The organism is Nonomuraea sp. NPDC049421 (assembly GCF_040677005.1).
In the GTDB taxonomy this organism is placed as follows: domain Bacteria; phylum Actinomycetota; class Actinomycetes; order Streptosporangiales; family Streptosporangiaceae; genus Nonomuraea; species Nonomuraea salmonea.
In genome coordinates this window covers 79,620-99,660 of record NZ_JBFAQA010000028.1, presented here as the reverse complement: position 1 = coordinate 99,660, position 20,041 = coordinate 79,620, and the positions used below count along the sequence as shown (strand labels likewise).

General features: G+C 72.1%; 12 protein-coding genes. 3 read left to right on the top strand and 9 right to left on the bottom strand.

The window, feature by feature from the left end; genetic code table 11:
* Nucleotides 1–125: 125 nt before the first annotated feature.
* The 7 genes from AB0K18_RS37365 to AB0K18_RS37335 all read right to left on the bottom strand — a co-directional run bounded on the left by AB0K18_RS37365 (nucleotide 126) and on the right by AB0K18_RS37335 (nucleotide 3,344).
* A complete protein-coding gene (locus AB0K18_RS37365; protein ID WP_364924417.1) occupies nucleotides 126–788 on the bottom strand; it encodes an ABC transporter permease in 663 nt (220 codons plus the stop codon).
* Nucleotides 785–913 (bottom strand): hypothetical protein, encoded by a 129-nt coding sequence (locus AB0K18_RS37360; RefSeq protein ID WP_364924414.1) that lies wholly within the window; start codon nucleotides 911–913, stop codon nucleotides 785–787. The genes AB0K18_RS37365 and AB0K18_RS37360 overlap by 4 nt, the downstream gene beginning before the upstream one ends.
* On the bottom strand, nucleotides 910–1,323 hold the full coding sequence (locus tag AB0K18_RS37355; protein ID WP_364924411.1) for an ATP-binding cassette domain-containing protein: 414 nt from the start codon (nucleotides 1,321–1,323) through the stop codon (nucleotides 910–912). Before AB0K18_RS37355 ends, AB0K18_RS37360 begins: the two co-directional genes overlap by 4 nt.
* A gap of 69 nt (nucleotides 1,324–1,392) precedes the next feature.
* Nucleotides 1,393–1,797 (bottom strand): DUF1048 domain-containing protein, encoded by a 405-nt coding sequence (locus tag AB0K18_RS37350; RefSeq protein WP_364924409.1) that lies wholly within the window; start codon nucleotides 1,795–1,797, stop codon nucleotides 1,393–1,395.
* Nucleotides 1,794–2,129, bottom strand: coding sequence for a PadR family transcriptional regulator (locus tag AB0K18_RS37345; RefSeq protein ID WP_364924406.1), 336 nt, complete (start codon nucleotides 2,127–2,129; stop codon nucleotides 1,794–1,796). The genes AB0K18_RS37350 and AB0K18_RS37345 overlap by 4 nt, the downstream gene beginning before the upstream one ends.
* 137 nt (nucleotides 2,130–2,266) lie before the next feature.
* The gene (locus AB0K18_RS37340) at nucleotides 2,267–2,851 is read right to left on the bottom strand and encodes a hypothetical protein (protein WP_364924403.1); all 585 of its coding nucleotides are present in this window, start codon (nucleotides 2,849–2,851) and stop codon (nucleotides 2,267–2,269) included.
* Between the two features lie 13 nt (nucleotides 2,852–2,864).
* Nucleotides 2,865–3,344 (bottom strand): matrixin family metalloprotease, encoded by a 480-nt coding sequence (locus tag AB0K18_RS37335; RefSeq protein WP_364924401.1) that lies wholly within the window; start codon nucleotides 3,342–3,344, stop codon nucleotides 2,865–2,867.
* 504 nt (nucleotides 3,345–3,848) lie between these two features.
* On the opposite strand from AB0K18_RS37335, the gene AB0K18_RS37330 reads away from it, so the two are divergent.
* Nucleotides 3,849–10,136, top strand: coding sequence for an RHS repeat-associated core domain-containing protein (locus tag AB0K18_RS37330; RefSeq protein WP_364924397.1), 6,288 nt, complete (start codon nucleotides 3,849–3,851; stop codon nucleotides 10,134–10,136).
* Nucleotides 10,137–10,295: 159 nt separating this feature from the next.
* On the opposite strand, the gene AB0K18_RS37325 is transcribed toward AB0K18_RS37330, so the two are convergent.
* Together AB0K18_RS37325 and AB0K18_RS37320 are read right to left on the bottom strand one after the other, a co-directional pair.
* On the bottom strand, nucleotides 10,296–11,453 hold the full coding sequence (locus tag AB0K18_RS37325; protein ID WP_364924395.1) for a low temperature requirement protein A: 1,158 nt from the start codon (nucleotides 11,451–11,453) through the stop codon (nucleotides 10,296–10,298).
* Nucleotides 11,454–11,473: 20 nt separating this feature from the next.
* A complete protein-coding gene (locus AB0K18_RS37320) occupies nucleotides 11,474–12,223 on the bottom strand; it encodes an antibiotic biosynthesis monooxygenase (protein WP_364924393.1) in 750 nt (249 codons plus the stop codon).
* Nucleotides 12,224–12,398: 175 nt separating this feature from the next.
* Here AB0K18_RS37320 and AB0K18_RS37315 point away from each other — a divergent pair, with 175 nt between their 5' ends.
* Nucleotides 12,399–16,862, top strand: a complete 4,464-nt coding sequence (locus tag AB0K18_RS37315; protein ID WP_364924390.1) for a hypothetical protein — start codon at nucleotides 12,399–12,401, stop codon at nucleotides 16,860–16,862.
* A gap of 22 nt (nucleotides 16,863–16,884) precedes the next feature.
* Nucleotides 16,885–19,956 carry a BTAD domain-containing putative transcriptional regulator gene (locus tag AB0K18_RS37310; protein ID WP_364924387.1) on the top strand — a complete coding sequence of 1,024 codons (3,072 nt, stop codon included), beginning with the start codon at nucleotides 16,885–16,887 and terminating at the stop codon, nucleotides 19,954–19,956.
* The last annotated feature ends 85 nt before the right edge of the window (nucleotides 19,957–20,041 follow it).

Below are 20,041 nucleotides of genomic sequence, written 5' to 3'. Positions count from 1 at the left end.
CTGGTCTCATGGCCTGACTCCTTGAGGCAAGGGAAAGTGACCGAGCTCGTGGTGACGCTGAGCCAAGAGTAGGCACGGTCGGCGACCCCCGGTGTAACGATCATGTTCCATCGGGGGCCGCCGGGTCAGGTGATCTTGCGGCGGTAGGTGGCCATGGCGAGGACGTAGACGACGACGAGCAGGCCGGCGCACCAGGCGACGGCGGTCCAGACGTCGGCGGCGGCCGGGTGCCCGGCGAACAGGCCGCGGATGGCGTTGACGATGGCCGTCACCGGCTGGTGCTCGGCGAAGGCGCGCAGCGGGCCCGGCATCGTGGCGGTGGGCACGAAGGCCGAGCTGATGAACGGCAGGAAGATGAGCGGGTAGGAGAACGCGCCGGCCCCGTCGGCGCTCTTGGCGGTGAGCCCGGGGATGACCGCGAGCCAGGTCAGCGCGAGCGAGATGAGGTTCGCGACCAGCGAGGTCAGCACGTGTGCCCACAACACCGACGAACGGGCCAGCGGCATCGACTGGAAGCGCTCGAAGATGCCGCTCTGCATGTCGAGGAAGAGCCGGAACGCGGTGTAGGCGATGCCGGAGGCGACCGTGATGAGCAGGATGCCGGGCAGGAGGTAGCCGACGTAGGCGACCTGGCCGGTGTCGATCGCGCCGCCGAAGACGTACACGAACAGCAGCATCATCCCGATCGGCATGATCGTCGTGGTGATGACGGTGTCGGGGCTGCGGGAGATGTGCCGCAGCGAGCGGCCCAGCATGACGGTGGTGTCGGAGAGGAAGCGGCGGGTCATCTCGCGTCCTTGGAGTCGGCGCCGACGAGGGTGAGGAAGACGTCTTCGCGCGTCGGCTGCTTCTCGACGTACTCGACCTCGGCGGGCGGGAGCAGCCGCCTGAGCCCGTCGAGGGTGTCGTTCACGAGGATCCGGCCCTCGTGCAGGATGGGATGCGGTCGGCGAGTTGCTCGGCCTCGTCCAGATACTGCGTGGTGAGCAGCACCGTCGTGCCCCGGCCGGCCAGCTCCTTGACCGCTCGCCACACCTCGATGCGGGCCTGCGGGTCGAGCCCGGTGGTGGGCTCGTCAAGGAAGATGACCGGCGCGCCGATGAGGCTCATCGCGATGTCGAGCCGCCGGCGCATGCCGCCGGAGCAGGTGCCCACCCGGCGGCCGCCTGCCTCGGTGAGCGAGAACCGGTCGAGCAGGTCGTCGGCGATGGCCTCGGGCCCGTCGAGGTGGCGGAGCCTGGCGACCATCACGAGGTTCTCCCGCCCGGTGAGAATCTCGTCCACGGCGGCGAACTGGCCGGTGAGGCTGATCGAGGCGCGCACGTCGGCGGCCTGGGTGACGACGTCGAATCCGGTGACGGCGGCGCCGCCGGCGTCGGGTGGGCTGTCATGTCAGGTCCCTTCTGCGTCGGGCCTGTCGTCCGCGACGCGGTCGATGGAGGTGGTCAGCCGCGTGCGCTCGCGGCCCAGCCACTGGCCCTCGGGGTAGTTGCGCAGGAACGTCTCGGCGAACTCGACGGGGTCGTCTCCGACGATCTCGCGCACCGACGTCCCGCTGGCCGCGCTCTGCTCGAAGAGGTCGGCGAGGTCCTCCAGCATCGCCAGCAGGCTCTCGCCGGTGCCGGGGCCGAAGTAGATCATGTAGCGCTGCAGCGCCTCGACGGCCGTGCCGTGGCTGGCGGGCAGCCGTTCGACGCGCGCCTTGTAGTCGCGGTAGCGCTTCTTGTGCTCGAGCGGGCCGGTGACGATTTCGACGTAGCGTCGCAGGCCCTTCCTGGGCTCGTCTTCGGCGGTCATGATGGGTGGCCTCCTTCGCGGAGCTGTTCGAGACGTTCGGCGAGGAAGCTCCAGGTCCTCCAGAACTCGTCCAGGTGGTCGCGTCCCCGCGCGTTGAGGGAGTAGACCTTGCGTGGCGGGCCCTTCTCCGACGGCACCTTCTCCACGTCCACGAGGCCGCGCTGCTCGATCCTGACCAGCAGCGCGTAGACGGTGCCCTCGGCGATGTCGGAGAATCCCTGCTCGCGCAGCCACGCGGTGATCTCGTAGCCGTACGCGGAACGGCTGGACAGGATCGCGAGCACGATGCCCTCGAGCGTGCCCTTCAGCATTTCCGTCGCCTGCCTGCTCATGGACGCCCTTCAGCTACTTAGCAGTGTTAGGTACTGGGTACTGGTACATAGTAACGCTGAATACCGGCGGCGGCGCAAGTCCCCTGACAACACGAAACGGGCCCGTCCTTCAGGACGAGCCCGTCGGCAGCGGTGGATCAGGAGAGCTTCTCCAGGTCACTGCGGGTCAGCTTGATGGTGTTCTCCGGCAGCGGCGACGGGTTCTTCGCTCCGTCGAGCGGATACTTCCCCTGGACCGGGTTGAGCAGCGCGGCGGGGGAGTCGGGGTAGGTCTCCAGGAACAACACGTAGCCGCTGTCACGCTGCAGCGCGGTCGTGCTCTCCTCCTTGTACGTCACCCCGTCGAAGACGCCGCCGAGCTCCTTGACCTCGATGGACTGCCCCACCTTGGCCTCGCCCTTGTGGACCTGCAGCACCTGGGCGGTGTAGACGGTGATGACGGTCGCCGGCGGCTCGGGCTCGTCGCCCGTCAGCTTGGCGGGGGCGCCGGCCTCCGGGTTGAGCCGCGGATCCGTCGTGGTCGGGTCGGGTGCGGCCACCTCCTGCAGGTAGCGCGGCTCCCCGACGATGCGTGCCTCGACCACCAGGTTCGCCCGGTCGAAGAGCGCGTCGGCGCTTTCGTACTGGGGGTAGTCGGCACGGTAGAGCACGGCCTCCTCGTGCATGGAGCACGCGGACACGAACAGCGCAGTCAGGACGAGCGCGCCGAGACGCCTGAGCATGCGGCGGCCTCCTTCAGTAATAGGCGTTGACGTCGGAGACATCGTGTGGCTGCGGTTTGATCATCCCGTTGCGATTGCGGCTGTGATTCATGATGGACGTCACGGAGTTGTGCGCCAGGTTCAGCGCGTGCCCGAGTTCGTGGACGAAGACGCTGGTGACGAAGTTCGCCCAATTGGACGCGTCCCTGTTGATGGTCCTCGAATTGAGCTTGACGTACATGCACGAGCCGCCGCACCGCGTGTAGTAGCCGTACCACGTGTTGCTGTACGACTTCACCGTCAGAGTCGATCCCGAATTGCTGCTCTTGTAGAAGTTGGCCGGGCTCGACGTGGCGTTCCAGTTGCTCAATGCCCTGTTCAGCGGCGTCTGCCAGGTGCTGTTGTAGCTGTACGGATAAATGTGGATGCTGGCGATGTCCTGGCCGGTGCCGTTCCAGTGCGCGAGCGCCGGAGTGGCGCTCGCGGCCATTGCCAGAACGAGGGCGGCCGCCACCGCGGTGCCCCGTCTCGTGATACGTCCTAACGCTCCCGAAGGCATGTTGAATGGTCACCCCTTGGGTGTCGGAGGAGCTGCGCCTGATTTCCGGTGATGCGACTGAAAAGGATGTCCACGGGCCCGTGAATACGTGCGGAAAAAAGCTGACCGAGGCGCGTTGATCGGAGTATGCAAGTGGGGTGATCTTGTGTCAAGAGGCGAAAACCCGCGCCACTCGCCGAGCCGAGGGGCGCGGGGGCCGGCCCGCCGGAGCCGCCTCCGGCGGGAGGTGCGGCGACGGCATGACGGTGAAAATTTTCAGTGGAGTCAGGGTGGATGAAAAAATCTGTGAGCAGAAGGAGCAAAACTCTGGACCTACGGCTTGCCGCAGGTGACGATGCGATCACCATCGTGATCGTCTCCTCACACCCGGCGAGACCCGCGAGGGTCTCGCACCTCCGCACGGTCCGCCGGGCACCGCACACTCGCCCAGCGGCCGTCACGTAGCCCTGGAGAGCCCTCATGGATCTGCCGGACGAGTTATCCCTGCCCGCCTCCCGATGGAACGGCCTGCGCCAGAGACCACCGGACACCCCGGAGAGCGCGGACCCGTCGTGGAACAGGTTCGCGACCGCGGAGGCCAAGCCGCCCTCCCGCTGGCCCCGCAGGCTGGCCCCCCTCCTCACCGTCGTCCTGCTGGTGGACATGGCCTACGCCGTGCCCGCCCAGGCGGCGCCCCGCACGGCGCCCGCCGTCCAGCGGGAGAAGCCGGTGACCGGCGGCAAGGTCCCGGTCACGGCCCCGCTGCCCGATCCCGCCGCCAAGCAGGCGTGGAAGGCGGCTCCGGCCGTCAGCTGGCCCAAGCCGCAGAAGGCGGAGCTGGGCGGAACCACGACCGGCGCCACAACCAGCGCCACAAGCGGCGACACAAGCGGCGCCACGGCCAGGACCACCGCGGGCGGCTTCCCCGTACGGCTGGCCCCCAGCACCGACAAGTCCGCGAAGGCCGCGCAGGCGGCGGACACGGCCCCCATCACCGTCGAGCTGCTCGACACCGACCTGCTCGGCCTGGCCATGCGCGTCACACCAGGACAGGGCATCACGGCCAAGGCGGCGCAGAAGACCCGCGTGGAGGTCGACTACTCCGGCTTCCGCCACGCCTTCGGCGGCGACTACGGCTCCCGGCTGCGCATGGTGAAGCTGGAGGAGTGCGCGCTCACCGGAGCCGACGGCTGCGCCGCGCCGCAGCCCGTCAAGAGCGAGAACGACGCGACGGCCGGCACGGTCACCGCGGAGGTCGAGACCAACGCCCTGTACGCGCTGACCGCGGCGCCGTCAGGACCGTCCGGCGACCACGCCGCGACCTCCCTGTCGGCGGCCTCCGACTGGAGCGTCGGCACCCAGTCGGGCGACTTCAGCTGGAGCTACGACCTGCGGTTGCCGCCCTCGCTGGGCGGCGAGGAGCCGGAGATCTCGCTCGGCTACTCCTCGCAGAGCGTGGACGGGCGTACGGTCTCCACCAACAACCAGACGTCCTGGGCCGGTGAGGGCTTCGAGCTCAACCCCGGCGGCTTCATCGAGCGCCGCTACAAGTCCTGCATGCTCGACGGCAAGAAGACCGGCGACCTGTGCTGGGACCAGGAGAACGCCATCCTGTCGCTCGGCGACTCGTCGGTCGAGCTGGTCAAGGACGCTTCCACCAAGCAGTGGCGGCCCAAGCGCGACGACGGCACCAGGATCGAGCTGCTCACCGGCGCCACCAACGGCGACAACAACGGCGAGTACTGGCGGGTCACCACGCCCGACGGCACCCAGTACACCTTCGGCCTGAACCGGCTGCCCGGCTGGGCCGGCGGCAAGCCGGAGACCAAGTCGGTGCAGACCGTGCCGGTGTTCGGCAACAACAGCGGCGAGCCCTGCTACAGCGGCACCCCGGCCAACGCCTGGTGCCAGCAGGGCTACCGGTGGAACCTCGACTACGAGGTGGACACGCACGGCAACGCCACCACGTACTGGTACGAGCGGGAGACCAACTACTACGGCCGCAGCATGAAGCCGGAGCAGGGCACCCAGTACGTGCGCGGCGCGTACCTCACCCGCATCGACTACGGCTACCTGGGCACCGAGCTGTTCACCAAGCAGCCGGCCGCCCGCGTGGTGTTCGAGGTGGCCGAGCGCTGCCTGCCGAGCGGCTCGGTGACCTGCGCGCCCGACCAGCTCAAGAAGGAGACCGCGAGCCACTGGCCGGACGTGCCGTTCGACCAGATCTGCAACAGCGGGGTGAAGTGCACCGACCGCCTGGCGCCGACGTTCTTCACCCGCAAGCGGCTGGCCAAGGTCACCACGCAGGTGCGCAACTCCGCCGGCCAGTTCACCCCGGTGGACTCGTGGGCGCTGACGCACCAGTTCCCCGCCTCGGGCGACGGCATGAGCCCGGCGCTGTGGCTGGCCTCGATCCGGCAGACCGGCCACGTGGGCGGCACGATCACGTTGCCGCCGGTGACGTTCACCGGCGTGCAGCTGCCCAACAGGGTCGATTCGGACGAGGGCAGGGCGCCGCTGGTCAAGTGGCGGGTCCAGGCCATCAACAACGAGTACGGCGGCGAGCTGCGCATCAACTACTCGGCCGCCGACTGCAAGCCCGGCGACGTGCCCGCGGCCGACAAGAACTCAAGGCGCTGCTTCCCGCAGCGCTGGGCCCCGCCGGACGAGGCCGAGGTCACCGACTGGTTCCACAAGTACCTGGTGACCCAGACCGTCGAGGTGGACCGGGTGGCCGGCTCGCCGAGCGTGGTCACCGACTACGAGTACCTCGGCGGCGCCGCCTGGCACTACGCCGACAACATCCTGGTCAAGCCCGCGCACCGCACGTGGGCCGACTACCGCGGCTACGGCCGGGTCCGCGTCCGCCAGGGCGACGGGCAGGACGGCAAGCGCACCATGACGGAGTTCCGCTACTTCCGCGGCATGCACGGCGACAAGCTGGCCGACGGCTCCAAGCGCAGCGTCCAGGTGGAGGACTCCGAGGGCGTCAAGAAGGACGACCTCGACCAGCTCGCCGGGTTCGAGCGGGAGGAGATCCTCTTCGACGGTGACGGCGGCGCGCTGCTGACCGCGACCGTCCAGGACGCCTGGTCGGCCAAGACGGCCGAGTCCACGCAGGGCGGCGTCACCAAGGCCGCGCACGTGGTGCAGCCCGAGTCCATGGTCACCCGCACCGCGCTGGCCGGCGACAAGTGGCGGCGGACCGGCGAGGGCCGCACGTACGACACCAAGGGCCTGCTGCTGCAGGTCGAGGAGAAGGGCGACCTGGCCACCGCGGACGACGATCAGTGCATCCGCTACACCTACGCCCGCAACGACGCGAGCTGGATGCTCGACTTCCCGAGCCGGGTGCAGAAGGTCGCGACGACCTGCGACACCGGCACGGCCAAGCTGGCCGCCGAGGAGGTCCTGTCCGACGAGAAGATCCAGTACGACGGCCAGTCGCACGGCCAGGCCCCGACCAAGGGCGACGTCACCACGGTGCAGGAGCTGGTCTCGCCCGACGGGCAGACGATCACCGGCACCGCGCGGACGTACGACGCCTACGGCCGCGAGCTCACCGAGACCGACCCGGTCGGCACCAAGTCCGTCACCGCCTACAGCCCGGCCTCCGGCGCCCTGCCGACGGAGACCACCGAGACCAACCAGCTCGGCCACACCGAGCGCACCCTGCTCGAACCCGCCTGGGGCGAGCCGACCGCCGAGATCGACGCCGCGGGCAAGCGTGTGGACATGGAGTACGACGCGCTCGGCCGGCTGACCAAGGTCTGGCAGCCGGACCGCAGCAAGGCCGCGGGCCAGTCGCCCAGCACCGAGTACACCTACCTGGTGCGCAACGACGGTCCCAGCGTCGTCACCACCAAGACGCTCAACGCCGACGGCACCTACACGGCCAGCCACGAGCTGTTCGACGGCCTGATGCGCGAGCGCCAGACCCAGGAACCCGCGCCCGTCGACGAGACGGCGCAGGACCCCGCGCTGCGCAACGGGCGCACGATCACCGACACCCTCTACAACTCCCAGGGCGAGGAGTACAAGGCCAACACCGGCTACTTCACCACCGGCACGCCGTCCACCGACCTGTTCGGGGTGGCCGACGCCGCGGTGCCCACCCAGGTCGTGTCCGTCTACGACGGCGCGGGCGAGGTGACCGCCGAGGTCTTCAAGTCCAAGGGAGCGGAGAAGTACCGCGTCTCGGTCAAGGAGGAGGGCGACCGGCTGCACATCACGCCGCTGCCCGGCGACACCGCCACCACCAGGATCGGCGACGCGCACGACCGGCTCATCGAGCTGCGCCAGTACAAGGGCTCGACCCCGACCGGCGAGTACGAGACCACCAAGTACACCTACGACCGCGCCGGCCGGCTGGCGACGGTGACCGACCCGGCGGGCAACGTCTGGCGGCACCACTACGACCTGCGCGGCCGCGAGATCAGGACGGAGGACCCCGACAAGGGCGTCACGACCACCACGTACAACGACGCGGACGAGGTCGTCACCACCACCGACGCCCGCGGCAAAACCCTCTGGTACGGCTACGACGCGCTCGGCCGCAAGACGCAGCTGCGCGAGGGCTCGGCCACCGGCACGCTGCTGGCCGAGTGGAAGTACGACGGGCTGGCCAAGGGCCACATGCACGCGGCCATCAGGTACGTGGACGGCCAGGCGTACACCGCCGAGATCAACGCGATCGACGCCGACTACCGCACGCTCCGCCAGACCGTGACCATCCCGGCACGGGAGGGCAAGCTCGCGGGTTCCTACCAGCTCAACACCCGCTACACGGCCGACGACCAGGTGCAGTCGATCAGCTTCCCGGCGGGCGGCGGCCTGGCCGAGGAGTCGGTCGTCTACAGCTACGACGGGCTCAGCCAGCCGGTCAAGGTCAGCGGCCTGTCGGCGTACGTGAGCGCGGCCCGCTACAGCAAGCTCGGTGAGACCTTGCAGTACGAGCTGGGCGAGGGCAGCAAGAAGACCTGGCTGACCTACACCCACGACGAGGCCACCCGCAGGCTCACGAGCATGCGGCTGGACCGGGCCGGCGCGCCCGCCAGCGACCTCGACCTGTCCTACACCTACGACGCGGCCGGCAACATCTCCAAGATCGCCGACCGGGCCGCCCAGGACACGCAGTGCTTCACCCACGACCATCTGCGCCGCCTCACCTCGGCGTGGACGGCCACCGACGACTGCGCGAGCGGCGCCCCGCAGTCGGGCAAGATCGGCGGCGTGGCCCCGTACGCGGTCAGCTACGCCTACGACGTCACGGGCAACAGGACGAAGGAGACCAAGCACGCCTGGGGCGGCGCGGCCGAGCAGGTGCGCACCTACACCTACCCGTCGGCCGGCGGCAAGCAGCCGCACGCGCTGCAGAGCGTCGGCGCCGACCTGTTCACCTACGACGCCGCCGGCAACACCACCAGGCGCAAGGTCGGCAACGCCGACCAGAGCCTGATCTGGGACGCCGAAGGCAACCTGGAGTCGGTGACCGAGGGCGGCAAGACGACGTCGTTCGTCTACGACGCCGACGGCGACCGGCTGCTGCGCAAGACGGCCACCGACGCCACCCTCTTCATCGACGACATGGAGCTGCGGCTCGACTACGCCAAGAACACCGTCGAGCAGACCAGGTACTACACCATCGGCGGCGAGGCCATCGCGGTCCGCACGCCGGACAACCAGGTCTATTTCATGGCCAACGACCACCAGGGCACTGCGCAGGCCATGGTGAACGCCGGCACCGGGGACGTGGCGATCCGCCGGCAGACCCCGTTCGGTGAGGATCGCGGGTCACCACCGCCGTGGTGGCCGGGACAGCGCGGCTTCGTCGGCGGCACCAAGGACGCCACGACCGGGCTCGTGCACCTCGGAGCCCGCGAGTACGACCCGGCCAACGGCCGCTTCCTCTCGGTGGACCCGATCATCGACGAGGGAGAGCCGCAGCAGCTCAACGCCTACGCCTACGCCAACAACAGCCCCGTCACGATGAGCGACCCCGACGGCCAGCTCGTCTGGTTCGTGGTCGGCATCGCGGCGCGGATCGCGGCGCGGGCCATCGCCAGGAAGCTGGCGCAGGCCGCGGCGCGGCGGGCGGCAGCGGCGGCGGCCAGGCGGGCGGCGCTCGCCGCCGCCCGGCGCAGGGCCGCGGCCCTGGCCAGAAAGCGTGCCCTGGAGGCTGCCAAGCGGCGGGCCGCGGAAGCCGCCAGGAAACGGGCGGCGGCCGAGGCCAGGAAGAGGGCCGCTGAGGCCGCCAAGAAGCGGGCGGCGGCCATGGCAAGGAAGAAGGCGGCGCTGGCCAGGCAGCGGGCGGCCGCGGCGGCGGCCCGGCGACGGGCGGCGGCAGCGGCACGGCGGGCCGCGGCGGCCCGGCGGCGCGCGGCCGCCGCACGCAGGGCGGTCACCCGGCGAGCCAGCAAGCCCAAGGCCACGGTCCGGCACCGTCCCGCCACCCGGCCCACCAGCCGCAAGGCCGTGCAGCGGCAGTCGCCGCCCAAGGCCCAGCGGTCGCCGACGAGCTCGTCCCAGCCACGCGGGCTGAGCGAGGCGCAGAAGCGCTCGATCGACGAGCAGCTCGGCAGGGTGCGGCCCACCGGTTCGCACACCAGGGCGACGCCCAGGGAGGCGGACGGCATCGCCGACCAGGGCACCGGCTGGAGTCCTGCGTCGAAGGCGTACCAGTCGGACACCCCGCGCCCGGGCTGGAAGGGGTGGACGGTGGTTTATCGCGTGTGGCAGGTCTTCCGGCCGCCGGCGACGCCCTCCTAGAGAAAGGACACGACAGAGCCCCCGCTCCGGCCGGACACCCGTTCGAGGCGGGGGCTTCCCGCGTCCCGGTTCCGCCCCCGACGCCCGTTCGGGGCGGGGGCTTCCCGCCGTCCGGTTCCGGCCGCGAGCTCGGGCGGGCGTTTGCGGGGTTCGGGCTCCTCAGCCGGCCGGGGCGCGGTGGTGCAGGGCGAGCAGCATCGCCACGAGCAGCACGACCAGGATCGCCAGCTCCGCCAGCCCCGCCCACAGGCCGGCCAGGGCGGCGGCCGGCGCGGCGACCGCGACCACGCCCTTGACGCGCGCCCAGGGCAGCCGGAGCATCCGCCGGAACCAGAAGTCGCCCGCCAGGTAAAGGGTGACGCCCGTGGCCAGGACGATCGCCGCCGACGGCTTGAGCGGATCGAGGGGGTGCCCGATGACCTTCTTGATGCCGCCCGACACCGCCACCACGCCGAGCAGCATCGGGACGTGCCCGTAGAAGTAGGCGCCGAGGATCATCCTGGTCCGCCGTACCGGCTCGGTCGCGGCCAGCGTGTGCTCGGCGGCCCGCTCGTCCTCGCCGGCGAAGTACGCCCACCACAGGCACGCCGCCAGGCTCAGGGCGAGCACCCCCGCGACGCCGAGACCCAGGTCGACCGGCAGGTCCTTGGCGCCGATGCCGAGCGCCAGCATCGACTCGCCGAGCACCACGATGACCAGCAGCCCGTGCCGCTCGACCACGTGCGCGGCGCCCAGCGCGAAGCCCTGCTGGCCGATGAAGTACGGGCTGCCCCACAGCAGGACGAGCGCGGCGATCCACGGCAGGTAGGAGTAGGGCGTCTCGAGGAACCCGGCGACGCCGATGAGCGCGGTCGCGGCCAGGTTGAACGGCACCACCCGCACGATCGCCCGGGTGGCCTGCGCGTACAGGGCGCTGTGCACCAGGATCAGCAGCAGGTAGCCGACGGCGAAGGCGACCCCGCCGCCCGCGAACGTGCTCGGGATGGCCAGCGCCATGACGAGGAAGCCGGCCATCCCGAGCAGGACCAGGATCCGGCGGGCGGGCCGTACCGGTGGCACGGAGTTGAGCAGCCAGACGTACCCCGCGTACATCCACCACATCACGCCGAAGACGAGCAGCACCTGCAGCGCGCTCTCCCCGATGCCCACGGCCGGATGCCCGGGCGGCGGCGTCTCCATGCCGGCCACCAGCAGCGCGGTGAGCTGGGTGATGGTGAAGACGAAGACCAGGTCGAAGAAGAGCTCCAGGGTGGAGACGCGTAGGTCGGGCTCGGCAGCGGCGGCGGGCCGCTCGGCGAACCAGCTGGGCAGTCGCATGGGGGGCCTTTCGATCGATGTCAGGGCTGGTACGGCGGGGCGACGCCCCAGCCCCAGCGGGGCACCGGCGCCTCGGCCGGCGGGGTGGCACCGGGCTGCGAGTTCTGGACCGCGATGCGGGTGCCCCACTCGATGTAGCCGGCGAAGGCGGCACGGAACTCCGGGTCGCCGGGCAGCCCGGCCTCCTCGGCGGCGTCCATGAGCAGCGACACCCACCGCCGGCGCTGCTCCTCGCTCAGGTGCCGGTTGAGGTGGTGGGCCAGCATGCGGGGGTAGCCGCCCAGCTCGCGGGTGTAGCGGTCGGGGCCGCCGAAGACCTCCGACAGCCAGATCGCCACGTGCCGGGGATGGTCGGGGCTCATGCCCGCGAACAGGGGCCCGATCAGGTCGTCGGCGAGCACGTGGCCGTAGAAGACCTCGGTGAGCCGCTCGAACGCCGCCGCCCCGCCCGCCCACTCGTAGAGCGTCGGCTCGGTCTTGGTGATGAGCTGCTCGTAGTGCCGCATCTCCTCGACCGCGGAGACGTACGGCTTGATCTCGGCGAAGAACGCGGCGAAGTGCGCGCTGTTCCTGAAGCCGTTCAGGTGCTCCTCGGCCGAGGACCAGTCGATGCGCAGGACGTAGCAGGCGGGCTCGTCCACACAGCGCGACAGCTCGTAGCCGAGGCACTGGGGCGCCTCGCCGAGCGGGACGACGGCACGGCGGTAGGCGGCCTCGAACTCCCCGGCCGCCTCCGGAGGGACGCGGTAACGGACGTACTCGACGATCACGAGGTCCTCCAGGATGTAATTAAGTAATCAAGCTCTGCGGGCATCGTAGGCGACAAAGAGGTTTATGTCCGCCCACGCCTGTCCGCGGCGGAATCATAGCGACCGCGCGACCGCACGATGATCGTCGGCCTCACCGGGCGTTGTCCGCGGGGGCGTCGGCGCGCATAGTGAGGTCGTGAGCGACGAGTTGCCGGACGACCCCTCCGGGTTGCTCCGTGGTGGCGCCGCCCGGTCGGTCAGGACGGCCCGCTCACGCGTGCGCACCTGGACCCCGGCCGTGCTCCTCGCCGTGCTCTCGTCCGGCGCCTTCGCCGCGCTCCTGACCGGGGCGGGGCCGGTGGCGGCCGGCATCGGGGCGTTCGCGGCCGTGGGCGGGAACCTGCTGACCGACCTGGTGAAGTCCGGCATCGACGCGCTCAAAGGCCGCGACCTCCGGGAGGAGGAGGTACGGGCCGAGCTCGAACGCCGGATCAGCGCGGCGCTCGAAGGCGGCGGGGAGCACGCCCGAGCGCTGCGTGCCGAGATCGCCGCCGTGCTGCGCACGTTCGAGCTGGCCGGAGCCGCGATCGAGGAGGCCGTGCGGACCGGCGACCGCGAGCTGCAGGCCGCGCTGACGGACGGGCTGGCCAGGCTCGGCGGGGAGTTCGCCGAGTTCTCCTTCGTGCTGTCCGACGTCGAAGGCCGGCTGCGGCGCATCACGGAAGGCGTCGACCAGTCGCGGGCGCAGCTGCAGGTCGCGGTCGGGCTGCAGTACCGCCAGGCGACCGACACCCGGCTGCTGCTCGAACAGGTGTCGCTCATCGAACGGCGGACCAGGGGCTCCGCGGCCGCCGTCACGGGGCCGCGCTGGTCGGACGGCAGCCCGTACAAGGGGCTGAGCGGGTACGGCGAGGCCGACGCGGACGTCTTCTCCGGCCGCGAGGTCGTGACGGCCGAGCTCGTCAGTACCCTGTCGGAACGCCTGGGCGGCACCGGACTGCTGGTGCTGACCGGCGCGTCGGGGGCGGGCAAGTCCTCGCTGCTGCGCGCCGGCCTGCTGCCCGCGATAGCGCGCGGCGACCTGTCGGAGGCGGCCCGCCACTGGCCACGCCACGTCCTGGACCGGCCGGGCCGCGAGCCGCTGACGGTGCTCGCCACGCTGCTGGCGGGCCTGGCCGGGCTGGACGCCGGCACCGTGCTCGCCGCGCTCACGCGTGCGCCCGCCGAGGCGTCGTTGCTGGTCAGGCAGGCGGTGGACACCGACGCCAGGCGGCGCGCGGCGCCCGGCACGCCTGGACAGGACGGCCGCCTGATCCTGGTCGTGGACCAGTTCGAGGAGGTCTTCGACGCCCCGGAGGGGGAGCGGGCCGCGTTCGTCGCCGCCCTGCACGCCGCCGCCACCGTCCCGTCGGGACCGGCGGGAGCGCCCGCCGCGCTCGTCGTGATCGCGGTGCGCGGCGACGTGATCGACCGCTGCGCCGACCATCCCGACCTGGTGGACGCGCTCCAGGAGGGCCCGTTCGTGCTGGGCGCGATGAACGAGCAGGAGCTGCGCGCCGCCATCACCGTGCCGGCCGCGGCCGCGGGACTACGGCTCGAAGCCGGACTGGCCGACACCGTCCTCGCCGACCTGCGCTCCTCGTCGGGCGGTTTCGACGCGGGCGTGCTGCCGCTGCTGTCGCAGGCCATGCTGACCGTCTGGGAGCATCGCGAGGACGACCTGCTCACCCACCGCGGCTACGCGCGTACCGGCGGGGTCACGCACGCGGTCACGGCGAGCGCGGAGGCCGCGTACGACGGGCTCGACCCAGCCGGGCGCGAGCGGGCCCGCCAGGTGTTCCAGCAGCTGGCCGCGGTGTCCGCCGAAAGCAGGCTGGTCCGCAGGGCACGGCCACGCGCCGAGCTGGGGCCCGTGGACGACGTCCTGGAGGTGTTCGCCCGGCGCCGGCTGCTCGTCGCCGACACCGGGTCGGTGCAGATCGCCCACGAAGCGCTCCTCCAGCACTGGCCCCGCCTGCGCGGCTGGATGGAGGCCGACCTGACCGGCCACGCGCTGCGCAGCCAGCTCCTGGACGAGGCGGAGGAGTGGCGGCGCAACCGCCGCGACGCCTCGTACCTGTACCGGGGCGAGCGGCTGGACGCCGTCCTGCACGCCAGGCCCCGGTGGGAGCCCGGCACCGTCACCGGCCCGGCAGCGGAGTTCCTGGAGGAGAGCGTGCGCGCGCGGAGCCTGAGCCGGCGGCGGCGCAGGCTCACGGCCGTGGCGCTGTCGGCGCTGCTCGCCGTCGCCGTCGCCTTCGGCGGCGTCGCGCTCGTGCAGGGCAGCGCGGCCCGCGAGCAGGCGGCGGCCGCCTCGGAGCAGCAGCGCGTCGCCACCGCCAGGCGGCTGATCGCCAAGGCCGAGTCGGCGCTGTCCACCGACCCGAGGACCGCGCTGATGCTCGGCGTCGCCGCCCACCGCATCCACCCGGACGCCGAGACGTACGCCGCGCTGCAGAACGTGCTCACCACGACCCCGTACGCCGGGCAGCTGGCCGGGGTGCGCCAGCCGGTCACCTCGATCGCCTACGCGCCGAGCGGGCGCTACCTGGCCGCCGGGTTCTCCACCGGTGCGATCATGCTGTGGGACGTCCGCGACCCGCTGCGTCCCCGCCAGGCCGGCGCGGCGTTCAAAGGATTCGAGTCACCCGCCACGGTGCGGTTCACCCGAGACGAGCGGCGGCTGGTCACGATCGGCTCCGAGGCGCAGATCGTGATCTGGGATCTGGCCGACCCCGCCAGGCCCGCCGTCGCGGGGCGGCGGACGACGTACGAGAAGGGCGACACGGCGGAGGGGTGGCTGTCGCCGGACGGCTCCGTCCTCGCCACGTCCAGCGACAAGCAGCCGCGCCTGCAGCTGTGGGACGTGCGCGACCCCGCCCGCATCAAGCGCGCCGGCCGCCCGTTCCCCGCCATCGCCGGGCCCGTCAGAGCGCTCGCCTTCTCGCCCGACGGCACGACGATGGCCATGGCCGCGTACGAGAGGAAGGCGCCCGCGCTGCTCTGGGACGTGCGCGAGCGGTCGGCGCCGCGGCCGCTCGCCCAGATCGTGGTCAAGCCCGACGACATCGTGGAGTCGCTCGCGTTCTCCGCCGACGGCAGGATGCTGGCGGTCGGCGGGTCACTGCGCGGCACCCATCTGTGGGACGTCGGCCGCCCGGCCCGCCCGCGCCCGCTCCCCGGGCCCCTCTCCACGTCCATCCTCGCCGACGTGCTGTTCTCACCCGGCGACGACCTGCTGGCCACGACAGGGAGCCGCGACAGCGGACTGCTGGTGTGGGACACCTCGGACCCGAGCGCACCGCAGCTGATCGAACGGCTGACCGCGGGCCAGATGGACCGCGCGATCGCGTTCTCCCCGGACGGCCGCGTACTCGCCGCCGGCAGCTCGGAAGGCCGCGTCACGCTGTGGAACCTGGGAAGGGCCGGCCGGCCCCGCGCGTTCGGCCCGCCCGCCGTCGGCCACCAGGACGGCGAGTACACCGAGATCTACGCGATGGACCTCAGCGACGACGGCACGATGGTCGCGACCGGCGGCCGGGACAGCGCCGTCGAGCTGTGGGACGCCACCGACCAGGCGAACCCGCACCACGTGGGCACGCTCACCGGGCACACCGGCGAAGGGGTGAACGCCGTCGCGTTCACCCCCGACGGCCGCACGCTGGCCACCGGCGACGGTAAGGAGACCGTCCTGCTGTGGGATCTGACCGACCGCCGGCGCCCGCGCCGCTGGGGGTCGCCGCTCAGCGGCCCCACCGGCATCGTCCGGTCGCTGGTGTTCGCGGCCGACGCCGGCACGCTGACCGTGGGCGGCGACGACTCCACGATGGTCTGGGACGTGCGCGACCCCGCGCGGCCCCGCTTCATCGGGCACGTGCTGAGCGGCGAGCGCACGCTCGGCACCTGGCGGGTGCGCGACGGCCGCGTGCTGGCCCTCGTCATCGGGTCCGGCACGTACGCGACACCGACCGCCGTCGCCGAGCCCCTGCTCACCCCCACGAGCGGCGGCGACTCACCGGAGGTCAGGCCACCTGAGGACGGCCCCGGCGACCCGACCGGCGCCAGGCTGTGGGACATCACCGACATCCGCCACCCCCGCAGGCTCGGCCCTGGGCTCGTCGGCCACGAGGCCGAGGTGTCCACCGCCGCGCTGTCACCCACGGCGGATCTGCTGGTCACGAGTGACCGCAATGGCGCGGTCATCCTGTGGGACCTCTCGGACCCCGCACGCGCCCGCCCTCTCGGCGACCCGCTCGTCCCGCACGGCACCCTCCAGGCGGTCGCCGTCGCGTTCGCGCCCGTCCCCGGCATCATGGTGACCGGCGGCATCGACGGCAACGCCTACCTGTGGGACCTCGGCAACCGCATCCTGCCCCGCCAGCTGAGCACCGCGCTCGCCGACAATCTGGACACGGTCTGGCCGATGGCCTTCTCCGCCGACGGCGACATCCTCGCCACGGCTGGTCACCGGGGAGATTTCGTCCTGTGGGACCTGCGGCCGACGTACGAGCTGCGCCGTCACCTGGACGAGACGGCGTGCCTGGTGACCGGCGGCGGCCTGGATCGGGAGCGATGGCCGCGTTATCTGCCCGATCTGCCCTATCGTGACACCTGCGGGTGATCATGACCGGCACCTTGACGGCATGACCGTTTGCCCGCTTACTGGTGACCCGGAGCTCGATCCAGGGGAGGTCATGGCGGGAGCGACGTTCGGCATCCTCGGTCCCGTCCACGCGTGCCGGGCGGACGGGCGGGAGGTCGCGCTCAAGGGCAAGGAGTGCGCGCTGCTGACCGCGCTGCTCCTCAACGCCAACGTGCCGGTCTCGCGCAGGCGGCTGATCGACGCGCTGTGGGAGACGCCGCCCGCCTCCGCGGTGCCCAACCTGCAGACGCACGTCGCGCGCATCCGCAAGACGTTCGGCACCGACATCAGCCTGTCCACGGTGGGTCCCGGATATCTGCTGGAGGTCGCTCCCGAGGAGCTCGACCTGCTCGTCTTCGAGCAGGAGACGCGGCGGGCGCGGGCCGAGGTGGAGCAGGGCGACCTGGCCGCCGCGGTGCGCCGGTTCGAGCGGGCGCTGGAGGTGTGGCGGGGCCGGCCGGCCGAGGGCGTGCAGCTGCACGACTGGGCGCTGTCGCGGGTGGCGGAGCTGGACGAGCGGCTGGGCGAGACACGGCTCGACCGCGCCGAGGCGATGCTCGGCATCGGCCTGCACACCGAGGTGATCGGCGAGCTGCGGCCGTTCCTCGCCGAGCAGCCGCTGAGCGAGCGCGCGTGGCGGCTGCTCATGCTCGGCTACGCGCGGGCCGGGCAGCGGCACCGGGCGCTGGAGGCGTACCGGCAGGCGCGCGAGCGGCTGGTCGGTGAGCTGGGCATCGAGCCGGGCGAGGAGCTGCGGCGGCTGCACGCCGTCATCCTGGATGACGCGCTGCCGGCGGCCGGCCCCGAGCAGCGCAGGCCGGTCTGCCAGCTCCCGCCCGGCCACGCCGACTTCGTCGGCCGGCACGCCGAGGCGGCCGCGGTGACGGCCGCCCTGCTGTCGGCGCGCGACGACTCCTCCGCGCTGCCGGTCAGCGCCATCTCGGGGCCGGGCGGTGTGGGCAAGACCACGCTGGCCGTGCACGTGGCGCACCGGCTGCGGGGCGAGTTCCCCGACGGCCAGCTCTACATCGACCTGCGCGGCTGCGAGCGGCACCCGCTCGACCCCGCCGAGGCGCTGGCCAGGTTCCTGCGCGCGCTCGGCATGGACAGCTCGGCGCTGCCCGCCGACCTCGACCAGCGCGCCGAGCTCTACCGCGAGCGGATCGCCGACTCGCGCCACCTCGTGGTGCTCGACAACGCGGCCGGCGAGGCCCAGCTGCGCCCGCTGATGCCGGGCACGCGCGGCTGCGCCGTCCTGATCACCAGCAGGCACCGGCTGGCCACGCTGCCCGCCGCGCAGCGCGTCGATCTCGGCGTCCTGCCCGTCGAGGACGCGGTCGAGCTGCTCGGCAACATCATCGGCGCCGACAAGACAGCGGAGGCGCCCGACGAGGCCCGCGACCTGGTACGCCTGTGCGGCGGCCTGCCGCTGGCCGTGCGCATCGCGGGCGCCAAGCTCGCCGCCCGCCCCTACTGGAGCCTCGGCCACCTGGTCTCGCGCATGAGCGACGTCCGCGGCCGGCTCAGCCAGCTCGCCCACGGCTCCGACGAGGTCAGGGCCAGCATCGGCGTCGGCTACCAGGGCCTGCCGCCGCAGGCGCAGCGCATGTTCTGCCGGCTCGGCCTGCTGGAGGCGCCCGACTTCCCCGTCTGGGCCGGGGCCGCGCTGCTCGACGTCTCCGAGGACGCCGCCGAGCAGCTGATCGAGCAGCTCGCCGACGTCCGGCTGCTCGAAGTGGCCGGCCAGGGCGCCGACGGGGCCGTCCGGTTCCGCTTCCACGACCTGACCAGGGCGTACGCGCGCGAACGCACCGAGGCGGAGGAGGATGAGCACGAGCGGGCGGCGGCGCTGCGCCGCGTGTTCAGCGGCTGGCTCGCCCTGACCCGCCACGCGCACGTCCTGCTGTGCGGCGGCGACTACCGGGTCGTGCACGGCGGCGGCATCGTCTGGCGGCCGGACACCCCCGGCCACCTCGTACGCGACCCGCTCGCCTGGATCGAGGCCGAGCGGGCCAACGCCGTCGCCGGCGTCCGCCAGTGCGCCGCACTCGGCTTCGGCGAGCTGTGCTGGGACTGGGCCACCAGCGCCATGAGCCTGTTCGAGACCCGCGGCCTGCACGACGAGTGGCTCGCCACCCACGAGACCGCCCTGCACGCCGCCCGCCTGTCGGGCGACGTCCGCGGCCAGGCAGCCATGCTGCACGGCCTGGCCCGCCTGCACTTCGCCCAGGACGACCTGACCGGCTGCGCGGCCGCCCTGGAGGAGGCCCTGGCCCTGTTCGAGAAGGCCGACGACCGGTACGGGCACGCGCTGGCCCTGGTCACCCTGGCCGAGCTGGCCCGCCTCCAGGGCCGCAACGCCGACGCGCTGGCCCACTACGAGGCGGCGGCCGACGGTCTCGCGCGGGCCGGCGACCGCAGCACGGAGATCACCGTCGTGCGCGGCATCGGCCGCATCCACTTCAACCAGAACCGGCTGGAGCTGGCCGAGCCGTTCATCCGGCGGGCGATCAGGCTCGCCGACGACACCGGGGACGTGCGCTCACGGGAGTTCACCAGGATCGTGCTGGGGGAGATCGAGCTGGCCCGCGGCGATCTGGCCGCCGCCGAGAGCAGCTTCCGCCAGGCGCTCGACGGTCTGGACGCGCTCGGCTTCCCGAGCGGCATCGCGTACGCGGCGCTGGGCCTGGCCGAGGCCAGGCTGGCACGGGACGACGTCGCGGGCGCCGAGCGGCTGCTGCTGCGCAGCCTCGCGATCTACCGCGACACCGACGACCACGTGGGCCAGGCCCGCGTGCTGTTCACCACGGCGCAGCTGTGGCGCAGGCAGGGCCGTACGAACGAGGCCGCCGCCACGCTGCGCGAGGTCATCGGCATCTGCCAGGCGATCCCCGCGCCGCGCCGGCAGGGGCTGGCGCTGCGCGCGCTGGGCGACGTGCACCGCGACACCGGGGACCTGGACGCCGCCGTGGACGCGTGGCGCGAGGCGCTGGAGATTTTACGTGCGACGGATGCGCCGGAGGCCGACGAGGTGGCCGCGCTGCTGGAGACGTACGGCGCTCGACAGCAGTGATGGGGAAGCGGCGGAAACCTCCGGCCAGTTTCACTTTATAGCAGATGAGCGCGCCTCATGAGAAACCGGGAAATGGTTCATACTG

Coding starts and splice junctions, on each gene's coding strand:
- AB0K18_RS37330 (WP_364924397.1), top strand. CDS start 3,849: ATGGATCTGCCGGACGAGTTATCCCTGCCCGCCTCCCGATGGAACGGC.
- AB0K18_RS37365 (WP_364924417.1), bottom strand. CDS start 788: ATGACCCGCCGCTTCCTCTCCGACACCACCGTCATGCTGGGCCGCTCG.
- AB0K18_RS37345 (WP_364924406.1), bottom strand. CDS start 2,129: ATGAGCAGGCAGGCGACGGAAATGCTGAAGGGCACGCTCGAGGGCATC.
- AB0K18_RS37350 (WP_364924409.1), bottom strand. CDS start 1,797: ATGACCGCCGAAGACGAGCCCAGGAAGGGCCTGCGACGCTACGTCGAA.
- AB0K18_RS37325 (WP_364924395.1), bottom strand. CDS start 11,453: ATGCGACTGCCCAGCTGGTTCGCCGAGCGGCCCGCCGCCGCTGCCGAG.
- AB0K18_RS37340 (WP_364924403.1), bottom strand. CDS start 2,851: ATGCTCAGGCGTCTCGGCGCGCTCGTCCTGACTGCGCTGTTCGTGTCC.
- AB0K18_RS37310 (WP_364924387.1), top strand. CDS start 16,885: ATGACCGTTTGCCCGCTTACTGGTGACCCGGAGCTCGATCCAGGGGAG.